The organism is Syntrophomonas palmitatica JCM 14374, assembly GCF_001311885.1.
Classification (GTDB): domain Bacteria; phylum Bacillota; class Syntrophomonadia; order Syntrophomonadales; family Syntrophomonadaceae; genus Syntrophomonas_A; species Syntrophomonas_A palmitatica.
Genome location: NZ_BBCE01000023.1, coordinates 19,212 through 31,705, shown reverse-complemented (window position 1 = coordinate 31,705; position 12,494 = coordinate 19,212). Strand labels below are relative to the sequence as shown.

The 12,494-nt window shown below is 41.2% G+C and carries 19 protein-coding genes; all 19 read left to right on the top strand.

Annotation, left to right across the window (positions count from 1 at the left end; translation table 11 throughout):
- Nucleotides 1-209 precede the first annotated feature (209 nt).
- The 19 genes from JCM14374_RS11915 to JCM14374_RS11825 all read left to right on the top strand — a co-directional run bounded on the left by JCM14374_RS11915 (nt 210) and on the right by JCM14374_RS11825 (nt 12,389).
- A complete protein-coding gene (locus JCM14374_RS11915; protein ID WP_054697719.1) occupies nt 210-410 on the top strand; it encodes a hypothetical protein in 201 nt (66 codons plus the stop codon).
- 136 nt (nt 411-546) lie between these two features.
- Nucleotides 547-1,566, top strand: a complete 1,020-nt coding sequence (locus JCM14374_RS11910; RefSeq protein WP_054697717.1) for a DUF6094 domain-containing protein — start codon at nt 547-549, stop codon at nt 1,564-1,566.
- 132 nt (nt 1,567-1,698) lie between these two features.
- A complete protein-coding gene (locus tag JCM14374_RS11905) occupies nt 1,699-2,193 on the top strand; it encodes a DUF6927 domain-containing protein (RefSeq protein ID WP_054697714.1) in 495 nt (164 codons plus the stop codon).
- Nucleotides 2,194-2,290: 97 nt separating this feature from the next.
- Nucleotides 2,291-2,917 (top strand): hypothetical protein, encoded by a 627-nt coding sequence (locus tag JCM14374_RS11900; RefSeq protein ID WP_054697711.1) that lies wholly within the window; start codon nt 2,291-2,293, stop codon nt 2,915-2,917.
- 110 nt (nt 2,918-3,027) lie between these two features.
- Complete coding sequence (locus JCM14374_RS11895) at nt 3,028-5,061, top strand: SNF2-related protein (RefSeq protein WP_054697708.1); 2,034 nt, start codon at nt 3,028-3,030, stop codon at nt 5,059-5,061.
- 409 nt (nt 5,062-5,470) lie between these two features.
- On the top strand, nt 5,471-5,833 hold the full coding sequence (locus JCM14374_RS11890) for a hypothetical protein (protein ID WP_054697705.1): 363 nt from the start codon (nt 5,471-5,473) through the stop codon (nt 5,831-5,833).
- Between the two features lie 178 nt (nt 5,834-6,011).
- Complete coding sequence (locus JCM14374_RS11885) at nt 6,012-6,518, top strand: JAB domain-containing protein (protein WP_054697702.1); 507 nt, start codon at nt 6,012-6,014, stop codon at nt 6,516-6,518.
- Between the two features lie 22 nt (nt 6,519-6,540).
- Entirely contained in the window at nt 6,541-7,425 is an 885-nt protein-coding gene (locus JCM14374_RS11880; protein WP_157049109.1) for a TRM11 family methyltransferase, read from the top strand.
- Between the two features lie 60 nt (nt 7,426-7,485).
- Nucleotides 7,486-7,809, top strand: a complete 324-nt coding sequence (locus JCM14374_RS11875; protein ID WP_054697699.1) for a hypothetical protein — start codon at nt 7,486-7,488, stop codon at nt 7,807-7,809.
- Nucleotides 7,802-8,293 (top strand): hypothetical protein, encoded by a 492-nt coding sequence (locus JCM14374_RS11870; RefSeq protein ID WP_054697696.1) that lies wholly within the window; start codon nt 7,802-7,804, stop codon nt 8,291-8,293. Before JCM14374_RS11875 ends, JCM14374_RS11870 begins: the two co-directional genes overlap by 8 nt.
- On the top strand, nt 8,290-8,937 hold the full coding sequence (locus JCM14374_RS11865; protein ID WP_054697693.1) for a hypothetical protein: 648 nt from the start codon (nt 8,290-8,292) through the stop codon (nt 8,935-8,937). The genes JCM14374_RS11870 and JCM14374_RS11865 overlap by 4 nt, the downstream gene beginning before the upstream one ends.
- Nucleotides 8,938-8,981: 44 nt before the next feature.
- Complete coding sequence (locus JCM14374_RS14945) at nt 8,982-9,395, top strand: SEC-C metal-binding domain-containing protein (RefSeq protein WP_054697690.1); 414 nt, start codon at nt 8,982-8,984, stop codon at nt 9,393-9,395.
- Nucleotides 9,396-9,493: 98 nt separating this feature from the next.
- Nucleotides 9,494-9,871, top strand: coding sequence for a hypothetical protein (locus JCM14374_RS11855; protein ID WP_054697687.1), 378 nt, complete (start codon nt 9,494-9,496; stop codon nt 9,869-9,871).
- A complete protein-coding gene (locus JCM14374_RS11850) occupies nt 9,868-10,326 on the top strand; it encodes a ThiF family adenylyltransferase (protein ID WP_054697684.1) in 459 nt (152 codons plus the stop codon). The genes JCM14374_RS11855 and JCM14374_RS11850 overlap by 4 nt, the downstream gene beginning before the upstream one ends.
- 62 nt (nt 10,327-10,388) lie before the next feature.
- Nucleotides 10,389-10,586, top strand: a complete 198-nt coding sequence (locus tag JCM14374_RS11845; RefSeq protein ID WP_157049107.1) for a hypothetical protein — start codon at nt 10,389-10,391, stop codon at nt 10,584-10,586.
- Nucleotides 10,587-10,618: 32 nt separating this feature from the next.
- Nucleotides 10,619-10,918, top strand: a complete 300-nt coding sequence (locus tag JCM14374_RS11840; RefSeq protein ID WP_054697678.1) for a hypothetical protein — start codon at nt 10,619-10,621, stop codon at nt 10,916-10,918.
- A gap of 55 nt (nt 10,919-10,973) precedes the next feature.
- The gene (locus JCM14374_RS11835) at nt 10,974-11,420 is read left to right on the top strand and encodes a YopX family protein (protein ID WP_054697675.1); all 447 of its coding nucleotides are present in this window, start codon (nt 10,974-10,976) and stop codon (nt 11,418-11,420) included.
- Between the two features lie 40 nt (nt 11,421-11,460).
- Complete coding sequence (locus JCM14374_RS11830; protein ID WP_174876284.1) at nt 11,461-12,102, top strand: hypothetical protein; 642 nt, start codon at nt 11,461-11,463, stop codon at nt 12,100-12,102.
- 44 nt (nt 12,103-12,146) lie between these two features.
- Nucleotides 12,147-12,389: a hypothetical protein gene (locus JCM14374_RS11825; protein ID WP_054697672.1), complete on the top strand. Its 243-nt coding sequence runs from the start codon at nt 12,147-12,149 to the stop codon at nt 12,387-12,389.
- The last annotated feature ends 105 nt before the right edge of the window (nt 12,390-12,494 follow it).

Genomic DNA, 12,494 nt, shown 5'->3' with positions numbered 1-12,494 from the left:
AATTCAAAAACCACAAACAAAAACTTGCTATATTTGTTATTGCATAGCATAGAGGCAAATTATATACTATTATTATATTAATATATATAAAAATCCCTGCATTTGCAGGGGGAAAAACGACCACCCACGCCCTCTCATTTCTGAGAGGGCGCAATTAATAGCATAAAAACAAATAAAATCCCGTTAAGTCAGGGAAAGGAGGGAAGAATATGAAAATTATTAACCTTGAAATTATGAGTATTGAAAACCCCGGCTGCAACAACGGGAACTACCCCCCCTGGATCGGCGTCAAAGCCGAAACAGGAGAAGTTGTTACCGGGCAAACCTGTAACTGTCTTGCGGGTTGTTCCGGACAAGATCGTCTGGAAGATTATAATCCGCAAGACCGGACGGCAACCCTAGTCATATGATGTTATATGTTTTTTATAAAAAAAATATATAACAAGCGGCCTTCGGGCCGCTATTTTTATGTTTTAAAATTATTAAATCCTGTTAAGTCGGGGAAGGGAGGAATGTCATGAAACATTACAAAATGGAGGTCATTAATTGACCAGATTAGCTGCGCAAGCTGATCTTGAGTATTTCCCTACTCAGGAGAGAATAAGGCCAATAATAAGGTCTTATCTATCATTCCCAGAGTCGGGAACGACAGCCTTTGATCCATGTTGTGGGCCGGGGGATGCTCTACAAGAGATATGTCCAGACCAATATTTATTTGGTATGGAACTTCACACTGGAAGGGCATTAGAAGCCAAAAGTAAAACCTTTGTTAAGGTTTTAGCAGGCCCGTTTGAAAACTGCACCGTTTCAAATAGGGCATTTGGTTTTATCCACCTGAATCCGCCCTATGATTGGGTGGCCGGTGGCGGCGAACGATATGAAGAACAGTTTTTATATCGCGCCACAAACTACCTCGCGCCACGCGGGGTGCTTGAGTTTTTAGTCCCAACTACTTTATTTGAGTACCAGGGAGAACCTGTACTTAAATTTTTGCTGGAAAACTACCGGGATATAAAAATCTTCAAGTATCCCGAACCAGAATTTCAGCAGTTTCAGCAGGTTGTCGTTTTTGGTGTCAAGAAGCCACAGGAAAGGGTAACCGCATCTCCTAAATGGTTTGCAGAGCAAATTGCCCGCATCACAATGGGGGATATACCAGAACTCGAATTACAGAATGAACCATTGTATCAGGTTCCTGCGATTAACCCAGGCTTGGTTAAGGTTTTTCGTGTAAATCATTATGACAAAGAACTTGCTGAATCAGAAAGCCAAACTTTGAGTATATTGCAAACTCAAAGTAAACCCGTCTTAAAAGATAATCTTACAGCCCCTTATTTGCTTGATAAAGCATTGTTGGCTTTGTTGGCAGTAGGAGGATATGTTGATGGCATAATGCCGAAGCATTATCTTTTGGGCAAGTATGAAAACCACGAAGAAACAACGCATGAAATAGATGTGGATTCTGGCGAAGAAGTAACAATAACTCGCAAAAAATCCACGACAGTCTTTTATGCGTTAACTCCCCAACCTGGGCCTGATGGGTCACGGATAGCTGTAATAAGATAATGCTGATAGTAATATTTTTTGCAGCTCTCGGAATCCTTAGTCTAGGTATAATTGCCCGAGTAGATCCTTTTTTTGCCTCTCGGGGGCAGGATTAAACGCCTGCCCTTTTGGGCAGGCAGAAGGAGGTAGGATATGGGTTGGACTTATACCCATAAGGATGCCGGCGAGAGTGTTTTTGATTTTTTCAAAAAAAGATTTGATTACTCTCGCGATGATGGAAGGTACGGCAAGGTCATTGCCTGTGCAGTAAAAAACCTGCGTACCGCATATCTCGCTTACGAAATCAACTCTCCAGATCGAGGAAAAGAAGTTGTAGCTTTAGTATGTCTGTTAGGATATGCTCCAAAAGACTACTACAACTTCGGCTACAAGGAAATAGACGAGTCTATGGGACCTTGTGAAACGGAGTGTCCCGAAAAAATACTTAAACTATTAACCCCTACAGAATCAGAGTGGGCGAATGAATGGCGAAAAAGGTGTTGGGAGAATATCAAGAAAGGTAAAACTCGCATCAAGTTAACCGAAGGGAACCAGGTACGTTCTCCGGAACCAATCAATTTTACCAACGGCAAGGCTTACCAAGAATTTGTCGTTGTAGATGCGAAAAGAAGTTGTTTCGCACCCTGAACGGTAGCATAGTTCAAATTAAAGGGAAAGTTGATTGGGAACTCGTCCAGACAATAAGCCGACCAGCGCAATTAGAGCTATTCTAGGAGGGGATATAATGTACCAATTCAAAGGAAACGGGGTTACTGTATATACTGACCTGGTTGTATTACACAACCGGGAAATTATAGCGGTTTCGATAATTGGCTCTGAAATAGCTGTTAAAGCGGTTAGAGCGCAATTTCTTGACGAAAACGCCAAGAGAAGAATTGAATACTACCAGGTGGAAACCGAAAAATCAACGCGGTACTGGAAACCCGCCGCCGAATATAGACAGTTCCCGCAAATAAAAACAGAACAGGGATTGCAAGTTTTTTTAATGCACAATAACCTGTTCTGGGGATTAACTCAAGATGACAGGAGGGTACGCGCGTACCAAAATATCACTGAGTTAAATATCCCCTGTCCAACACCTAGCGAAAAAGAATTCACTGACTGTATGGACAGAATAATAAAAGCAGGGCTGCAAACTAAGTATTTAGTAAAGTGCGAGGTTTTAAGCCCTCAATTAAAACTTCAAGCTGCTAAATTTTATTTAATAGATCCAATGCAGCTAGAAGATTTTAAACAAGCAGCAGAAAATATCATCGCTTCTTATTTGGAAGACGATGATATAGCCCCAGAAAATTTCCTTGTAGGCATTAACGGTGTAGCTGATTATATTGAACGCTATGCCAAGTTATAGGGGATAAAGTATCTGCTAAAGTTAAGTATCTCCATTTACCGGGTGATTACAATAACGAGTTTTTTGAAAGTCTGAACCGCAAACTTTTTCCTCAACAGAAGGATATTGCAGTGGCAGCTTCCAAAAGATTGCGTGAAAGTAACCACACAATAATTTCCGGTCAGATGGGAGTAGGCAAAACTTCCATCGGCATAGCAGCCTGTCATCATCATGCCAACGGCAAGCCATATAGAACAATCATAACCTGCCCGGGCCACCTGGTTGAAAAGTGGGCCAGAGAAATAAACGCAGTTATCCCTGAAGCTAAAACATTTATTTTCGGGGAAAATCATAAGCCTTGGCAGGATTTTTATGCTCAATGGCGGACCTCGGATAAATTAGATGCACCCGAATATTGGGTAGTATCCAATGAAGCATTAAGGGGCAGTTATATTCAGCGCCCGGGGTTTGCAACTGCAAAACGTAAATTTTGGGATGCTGAATATGATTTATACAGGTGGATGGATGTTGCTGTATGTCCGAAGTGCGGGAAGATATTAAAATACCCCAAAACTGACGACAAAGGCAATACCTATTTCATAGAAATGACCCCTGCTGATTTCAAGGTTCACAACCAGCGCAACCACAAGTGCAGGGAGTGCGGCGAAATGTTGTGGCAGGCTGATAATAACCGCAAAGGCTATCGCAAGGTAAGTATAGCGGATATTATCAAAAAACGCATACCATCTGGATTCTTTGATTACTATATCGCTGACGAAGCGCATAAGTACAAAGGGTCAACTGCCCAAGGTTTGGGGTTTGGGGGTGTAATAAGTAAAGTAGATAAAGTTATAGCTATGACTGGAACCCTCGCAGATGGATACGCGAATGGCCTGTATTATTTGCTTTGGCGTATGGAACCCGAAAAATTTAAACAAAAGGGATTTAAACATGACGAAGAATCCCGAACAAAATTTCAAAATGAATACGGGTTCTGGGTCAAAACTATAAAAAGCAAGGGCGAAAGCAAATATGGACAAACATCCAAAGCTAGAAACGCCCGTGTTCAAGTAAAACCATTGCCGGGGTACACTATAAACACTTTCCCCGAATGGCTGATTGAACGTACATGCTTTTTAAAACTATCGGATGTTGCACCGTTTCTGCCACCAAAAACAGAATACGTTAATGTGGTAGAAATGGACGAAGAACTTGACCAGGAATATCATAAATTAGAAAGACGCCTTCGCGATGAAATAAAACAAGGTGGAAGTCAAGTAGCAAGCATTATGCTGCATACCTGCTTATCATTCCCTGATATTTGCGAAGGCCCGGATTCTATTAATGTAGTAAAACCAGACTACAGCCTGCATTTACCTATTCCACGAATGGACAAAAACAAAGTCTATAACAAGGAAAAAGAATTGCAGGCGATTCTTAAAACCGAATTAGGTTTAGGAAGAAAATGTTTGATATTTACCACATATACCAACCTTAAAGACCATTTACCTCGGTTGGAATGGGTTTGTTCCCAGGTAACGGGGGCTAAAGTCCAGTCTTTGCGTAGTAACACTATTTCAACCAGGAAACGGGAAGAATGGGTGAAAAACAAACTAAATAATGAGGGAATTAACACTCTTATTTGTCATCCTGAACTGGTTGAAACGGGTTTAGACCTGTTGGAGTGTCAGACAATTATCTGGATGCAAACAGGTTATATCCCATCAACAGTTAGGCAGGCTTCAAGCCGATCCTGGCGTATTGGACAGACCGAGCCAATCAAAGTGGTGTTCCTGTGTTATCAGGACACCTTGCAGGAGAAATGCTTCCAGTTAATCGGCAGTAAACTTAATGCTGCTGGAATACTGGAAGGACATCTTTCCAACGAAGGATTAAGGAATTTCGGCCAGGATGATTCAATCAATGATGTATTGTCCCTCTTGAAAGATAACATCGTTGCCATTAACAGTAACGATGTGTTCGAGAGATATAAAGCCGAAGTTGCTCAAATTCTGAGTAAACCCATAATCACCCAGAAGGAAAGTATCCGGTTAATGACCTTGGCCGAAGCCCTGGCGAAACAGAATATCGATTTGTCGGGGTTAACACCCAGACAAAAGAAGAAAATTATTAGGGAAAGCGACCAATTGGTACTTTTCGCATAACTACCAAGCCTCACCTAACAGGTGGGGCTTTTTTATTACCCAAAACGGGACATTGTTAGGGTAAACGAAAAGGCGGTTCTGGAGCCGCCTGAGTAGGCTCTCTGGCCAGAGCAAAAGGTCTGGAACGGTTACGGGGAAACCTTACCAGACCAAAACCAAAGGAGGTTTTTTAAAAATCTCTTTTGGTTTTGGCAAAATAAAAATCCGTTACGGACAAAGAAAGTTATACTGGCAGGACGGCAAAGGTTATTATAACAGACTTATCCGATTATAACGGGAGAAATGCCGTAAGGTTGAAAATTAGCATATAAAGAATTTGATTCGGGAATTGCCCTCTCATTTGAGAGGGCTTTTTTTTTATTAAAAAAATTAAAAAAATCCCTGCTTTCGCTGGGGAAGGAGGAAAAATATGAAAATATATTGGTTTTCGAGGCATGACCTGACCAACGGTCAGGTCGAAACCCTTAAGACCATGGGCTATAATGCCCATGAGAAAAAGGATCTGGTCTTCAACGACCAGATCATAGAGCAAATCCGGGGAATAACCCCGGACAAAATAGTGGCGCTGGTAGCGCCGCTGAAATATGGTCTAATCCTTCTTCGGGAGGGTTATTCCATCATTGAATTTGAAAATGTCCCTTCTGCGCGGCAGGAGGGAACGTTCCTCTGCAGGGGTGCGTGGATGCACACCCTGCAGGATTCCAAATTCTTCCCTTGTCCTGTGCCTCTTGAGGCACAGGAGCAAGGGGATCTTTCGTACAACGGGCGATAGCCCGTTGTACGAAGTTCCTGCTACAATGTCCGGTGGCAGGGACAATCCCAAAGCCCGTACTCATCCCCGGAGTACGGGCTTTTTTTATTGATTAAAACTTAAAAATCCGTTGAACGGGCAGAGGCGTAAGCCTACTAAAATCCGAAAGGAGGGAAGGTAGCTTATAGCCTACCGAAAAATGCAAGAAAATCTATTTTACTATGGAGATTTACCCAAACCCCCAAAAAACACCAAGGCTCCTACAAAAAAAGTATTTAGCTGGACGCAAATAAAACTAATTCGTGAATCCGGGCCTTGGTATGCACCTCCAATTACAAATCCAGGTGATTTAATTGAAATTTTAAAAGAACATCTGGACATTGAAAATCTGGATAGGGAACATTTTGTTGTTGCCTATCTTGATCAAAAAAACAACCTGGCTGCAATGCAGACAATCAGTATAGGCAGCCTAAACAGTACCGTGGTACACCCAAGAGAAGTGTTCAAAACAGCAGTGCTTGCCAGCGCAGCCAGCGTCATCCTGGCTCATAATCACCCATCTGGCGACCCTACACCCAGCAAAGAGGATATTGGTCTAACCAAAAAGTTGGTTGAAGCAGGAGAAATTCTCGGTATTAAAGTTTTAGACCATATAATAGTCGGCGTTAATCAATATACTTCATTTAATCGTCAAGGATTAATATAACCCAGGGGAAGGAGGTTTAGCTATGAAAAGCGTAGTCTCCTACCCCGAAAGGGGTGAAGGAGGAAACAATAAGTATCGGGGAAATTGTTCTCCCCGGTTACTTGAAGATTTATTTGGGTTTTATCGACCTAAGAAGGTATTTGATCCTATGTGTGGATCAGGCACTACTCATGATGTATGCCTAAAATTAGGTATAGACCATGATGTATTAGACCTGAATCCGCAGTATGGAGGTTGGGATGCCTTGAGGGACGAAATCCCCGGCGTTTATGACATGATTTTCTGGCATCCACCCTATGCAGATATAATTAAGTATTCAGGCTATATGTGGGGTAGGCCAGATCAGAGGGACTTATCCCAAATTCCATTATCGAAATACCCCGAATTCATAAAGAGAATTAACTTCATTCAGAAAAAGTTATTTACCTCTTTATCTCGGGGCGGCAGAATAGCTATTCTGGTTGGTGATATTAAAAAGAACGGCAGGTTATATTCAATGCAAAGGGATATGGCCTGGATAGGAACTCCAGAACAAGTTGTTATTAAAGCACAACACAATTGTTGGAGTGATCAGGTTAATTACAGCGGCAAGTTTATACCAATTGTCCATGAATACTTATTGATATTCAGAAAAGATGATTGCATCGTTTTGCCCTGTACTGTATCCGTTCAAACTGAAATCAACTGGAAGAAGGAAGAAAGGCTATCTTGGCGTACTGCTGTAAGACTGGCGTTGGAAGGGTTAGGCGGCAAAGCTGACCTTCATAAACTCTATAAGGAACTAGAAAGCTTTGCGGCCACCAAAAAACACTCTGATCCACAGGCCAAAGTGCGTCAGGTTCTTCAAACAAAACCCGAATTTTATTCAATAGACCGGGGAGTTTGGGGATTAAAACAGGTAGCATAATCTTTTATTCGGCAAATGCCGGGACTAAAACCCGGCTTTGCCGGGTAAAGGAGGATAGTTATGTATATTAAAATCAAAGAACTTCGGGAAAAATTAAAAAAGGTTCCCGAAATGCCTTCGATTGATGACCCCGAAATAACAAAAATAGCCGCGAAAGCGACTAAACTGTTAGATATATTAAATGATGGTTATGTCACCGAAAGAGTATTAAGCGTCCCAAGAGAGGATTGGTTATGGCTGCAAGACCTAATTTGTTCTTATTGGGATACCGGAAATAATTTCTGGGATGTAGTTAACGATAACATAAACATGGTTTGCAAAATAAATCTTCTAGAAGAAAGCCTTATACAGGCACCTTCTTTGGAGGTGAGTTCTTATGTATAATGGAATTTTTAATGAATTCACCGAAGAAGAAGCAGATGAAAAAATGGTTTCTATAAACAACTTGTTATATCTCTACGATCTCAAAGACCAGGGGTATGATATTAAAGATTTTTGCTTCGGTTTTTGTGGTTGTGGTGAATGCACTAATGACCCATTTCTTGGTGCCGTCATAATGATAATTATGGGAATAGATAATGAAAACGAATTCTCGATTGAATATTATGACGCAGAAGAATGGGGAGAAGAAAACCAAGTTGAAATTATTGAACCAGAGGTCGTAAGAGTAATAGAAGTGGAGGACGAAGAAGCCAACCCAGATTTAATCCCAATGGTAGAGAGTTCCAGCATTATCAAATTAACCGTTGGAACCAATGGCATTGGGAAGAAATTCTGGTGCTTGGTGATGGATGGATGGGAAACCGGAGCCGAAGAAATCGGTGATATATTCATCCAAATTCAGAAACTCAAGGAGGGATGTTTATGATCAACATTCGCCTTGAGGAAGACGGGGCTTTTGTTGAAATAAAAAAGAACAAGGTTTCCACATGGAAAAAGGTTAGCGTTGAAGACATTGTAGCAGCGCTGACAAAATCTATAGGGAAAAGAGTTTCAGCGACCCCGGAGCCTTCTCCTGTTCTTCCACCGGGAACAATCGGGTATATCAAATACCCTGACAACCCCAAGCATTATACAGTAGTAATGCACCAAAATGCCATAAGGGGTTCGATAGAGTATTGTGACAGGCCCTATGATAACATCGGAATACCAGCTTCAATATGGAAATTTGAAGTAATCGAAAATAGATTGTATCGTACCGATGTATGGGCCATTACCCAGGAAACAAAAATTATGCGGCCCGAAGTGCCGTTATATTGTTTTCCATTCTACAATGTAGATTCTACGGGGAAGTTATGTATGGGGGCTAACAATGTCAAAATAGAAGCCCCCTGGGAACTTTTCAAAGCCCCGGGAACAATAATGGCAATGCCAAGCACCAGGGCATATCCCTTTAGAAATAATGCAGGCTTAGACGGTGATTCATTGTTTAGAAACCTGCAGGGGATTGATTTCCCTGATAATTGGCTGGTGCCGGCCAATAAAACATTAGGGCAAATACTAAATAATTAATTTTAAAATCTGATTTAAAAAAGGGAAAGGTAGGGATATGATTAGTGAAAAAATATCCAAGAAATGCGCTTTGCCCTTGCGGAAGTGGTAAAAAATATAAGCATTGTTGTATAGACAAGGAATTTGAATGGGTTGAGCGAAACGGTGAAATTTGCAAAAGGATACCCTTGCCAAATAACGTAACTAATATATTAAAAAAACAATACCAGAAACACATAGACACTTTTGGGCGGGAACCTGGGCCTGATGACCTCGTTTTTTTTAATGTACCTAGTGGAATAGACCTTGAAAAAGAAACAGTCAAAATCATGGAAGAAGCAGGAATACCAGGTGAACTCATTTATGCTTATAAGAAAACAGGGAGATTGGTTTCTGAAGAAAACAAAAAATATCTAACAGATGCTGAATTAAAAGAATGGAAAGACGCAATAGCTGAATATTACAGTATTTACCACTAATCAATTATTTAAGAAAAGCCTCCCGTCTATAAAACGGGGGGCTTTTTTATTAACAAAAAATAATAAAATCCTCTATAAGAGGGAGAAGGAGATGGGAAATGGATGGAATGGTTAATCTTTTTGGAGACGAATTTACGGAAAACGGTTGCGAGCAAAACGCTTGCGCTGCCGAAAAACCTGCCAAAGCTAAAGGGAAAAAGAGCAGTACGTCTGGTGGCACAACGACTATAACCCCAAAACTTACTGACGATTCCGCTCTAGAAGTCAGAAGCTGTAGGGTAAAAATCTATAATGAATTTTACGATTATGTTGTTCCCGAGGACAAAGAAACGCCCACTATTGGTGATGTTCGTCAATGGTTGGTAGGCCAAGGCTACACCGAACTTACCAAAGATAGGGCAACCTTCGTATGGGTGACTCCAGAAGAAGGGGAAAAGTTTTTGGTTGCCGGTGTGAAGTTTGAGAAGCAGGGATGATTATACCTTATTCCAATTTCTCAATCCTGCAAGTGGGCTGTGGGGGAACCGGTGGCTATCTGGTCCCCAAAATAGCCCGTTTGCTAATGACCCTGCAAAAATACCGAGATGGTTGGCAGGGATACAACATTGTAGATTTTGACGTGGTTGAGGAAATAAATCTTTATCGTCAGAACTTTGTCAAAGCCGATCTCGGGTTGTATAAGTCTGAGGTAATGGCCAAAAGATATGGGAGCCATTTTGGAGTTGCTATAGGTTCGGGTACTGAAAAAGCTGAATCTTGGGAAGAAATATTCAACTTCTTTCCTGAATGTAATTCAGGCCCAGTATGTAGGATCTTGATTGGCTGTGTAGACAACAATCGCGCTAGAAAAGTCATGCACGAAGCCTTTATTAACTCTGATAAACCCATAATCTACATAGATTCAGGAAACGGCAAATATACAGGCAGATAGTAGTAGGTTATAAGGATACCGAAATTAAACTTACCCCTGTAGGCGAAGTGTTTCCTGATTCTTTGGTCGAAGTAGAAAATGCCCAACCGCAAAATTGCGCTTTAAATGCTCTGGAAAATCCACAAAACGTAGGGGCGAATGATATGGCGGCTACTCTGTTATTTAGCGTATTAAACATTATTCTTACAGACGGAGAGGTAAACAGCCACATCATAGTCTTTGACGCTAAAAAAGGATTCGCTAGAACCGATGCTGCATAATAATAAAAAATGTGTAGTTAGGGGGATTTAAATTGAAAGCCTTAAAGATACATATCCAAGGCATTAAATGTGATAATCCTACTTGTGATTATCGTAATCCTACGGTTGAATTTAAGGATTACGAAAAATGGATAAATAAACCTTGTCCTTTATGTGGCGCAAATCTTCTAACTGAGGAAGATATAAAAGCTATAAAACGGCTATACAGAACAGCAAACTGGATAAATTGGATCCTAAGACCGTTTATAAAAACTGATGCACCAAGGGCAAAAGTTGCAGCAGAAATGAATGGGACGGGTAAATTAAAATTCACTACCATAGAGAAAATTTGATGCGCATTTTGGTTAAGATGCGCAGTAGCACGAGAAAGAAAGAGAGGAGATAGACATGAGTGGAAACGCACAGAGCAAGGCTCCAAATAAACAATTCCGGGCAAAGAGGATTGATAATGGCGAATGGGTTTACGGTTGTCTAATTAAATACGATGATGGTGCTTGTGAAATCATGGCAAGCGGACAAAGAACACTCAATCGCGTCATCGATGGCAAGCCATTTTATAGTTCACATTCTGTGTGCTATGACGTTGACCCGCACACAGTGGGAGAATACACAGGGATACCAGACCTAAAAGGCAAGGATATGTATGAGCGCGATATAGTCAAGTTTTTATGGACCAATGATATTGTTAACATGGAGATTCTTTTCAAGGACGGTTCTTATCTGGCAATTCCTATAGATTATCCCGCTGGATGGCCCCTTACTATTTTTCATATCAAAGACCAGATTGAGGTAATCGGCAACGCACATGATAACCCGGAATTATTAATATTGTGATGCTGCGCTTTTCACAGACTGAAGGGGGGAAGAAAGATCGATGGCGGAAGAAATCAAGCGGAACTGCAATACGTGTAAATCGGGGCGATTTGCCAGATGTGATGCCCTGAAAAATAATAGCGATTATCAGGCCATAGTGAATATGCCTACTGGCTGGATGTCCGCTGAATACAAATTTAAAGAGAGCTTCATTTGTAATGATTATCGGTGCAGATATATCGAATATCCCATAGAAGTGACCGGAATCAATCGCAATACCGAACAGTATAGCCTTAATAAAGGGGATATTGGCAAGTTTGTATCAATCCGGCCTTGTGCCGAAGAGTGCCAGGGCAAAACCTATCTGGGGCTGTTTCTCGGTGATCTGCCTATCGACATTAGCGTATCTCATAACCCAGAGAGCGGAGAATTAAACCTCAGTTATTTCAGCAATCCGGCAATTTTTGTATTTGATCTGAACAAGATAGTTTACGGCGCGGAGAGTTGGTGGGGCGTGATTGAGTCTGAGGACGATCTAAAACAAATCACCCAGGATACGATTGATAGCCAGTGGTACGTGCGGATACTGAAGTCACTGGAAGCAGCAGGGGAAGATCACACAGAGGGGTGCAAAGAATGCGAAGAGCAGGGCAAAGACAACTGCTCTTGTATAAACAACCCTGTTCCAGTAGCAGATATTTAGCCGCGCATCACGGACACCGACCAGACCGGAAGGGAGGAACAAAGTTGGCTAATACACTTGAATCAACAATGAAAAATGTTCTTGAAGATGCTTTAAATGATAAATACATTGATACATCAAGAAATGTTCTTGCCAGCATGACGGGCTGGTTAAGTAGAGAATATCCAGATATATCAAACCTCATAGAAAAAGTTATGGCAAAAACAGATGATAAATATCATAAACCATGTAGGGGCGATACTGTTTATTATTGGCTGTTACGGTTTTATAATCTGGATTATGCCTAAACATTGGTTTAAGTAGTGCGCAATCCACGGATATAGTGGCGTAACACATAGAAAGCGATCTCTAAAAAGATCGCTTTTTTTATTGTCAAAAATTAAAATCCCGTT

Excerpts from the sequence above, each read along its gene's own strand:
- JCM14374_RS11915 (WP_054697719.1), top strand. The coding sequence starts at position 210 with ATGAAAATTATTAACCTTGAAATTATGAGTATTGAAAACCCCGGCTGC.
- JCM14374_RS11880 (WP_157049109.1), top strand. The coding sequence starts at position 6,541 with ATGAAAAGCGTAGTCTCCTACCCCGAAAGGGGTGAAGGAGGAAACAAT.
- JCM14374_RS11885 (WP_054697702.1), top strand. The coding sequence starts at position 6,012 with ATGCAAGAAAATCTATTTTACTATGGAGATTTACCCAAACCCCCAAAA.
- JCM14374_RS11890 (WP_054697705.1), top strand. The coding sequence starts at position 5,471 with ATGAAAATATATTGGTTTTCGAGGCATGACCTGACCAACGGTCAGGTC.
- JCM14374_RS11905 (WP_054697714.1), top strand. The coding sequence starts at position 1,699 with ATGGGTTGGACTTATACCCATAAGGATGCCGGCGAGAGTGTTTTTGAT.
- JCM14374_RS11855 (WP_054697687.1), top strand. The coding sequence starts at position 9,494 with ATGGATGGAATGGTTAATCTTTTTGGAGACGAATTTACGGAAAACGGT.
- JCM14374_RS11865 (WP_054697693.1), top strand. The coding sequence starts at position 8,290 with ATGATCAACATTCGCCTTGAGGAAGACGGGGCTTTTGTTGAAATAAAA.
- JCM14374_RS11900 (WP_054697711.1), top strand. The coding sequence starts at position 2,291 with ATGTACCAATTCAAAGGAAACGGGGTTACTGTATATACTGACCTGGTT.
- JCM14374_RS11870 (WP_054697696.1), top strand. The coding sequence starts at position 7,802 with ATGTATAATGGAATTTTTAATGAATTCACCGAAGAAGAAGCAGATGAA.
- JCM14374_RS11835 (WP_054697675.1), top strand. The coding sequence starts at position 10,974 with ATGAGTGGAAACGCACAGAGCAAGGCTCCAAATAAACAATTCCGGGCA.
- JCM14374_RS11830 (WP_174876284.1), top strand. The coding sequence starts at position 11,461 with ATGGCGGAAGAAATCAAGCGGAACTGCAATACGTGTAAATCGGGGCGA.
- JCM14374_RS11875 (WP_054697699.1), top strand. The coding sequence starts at position 7,486 with ATGTATATTAAAATCAAAGAACTTCGGGAAAAATTAAAAAAGGTTCCC.
- JCM14374_RS11850 (WP_054697684.1), top strand. The coding sequence starts at position 9,868 with ATGATTATACCTTATTCCAATTTCTCAATCCTGCAAGTGGGCTGTGGG.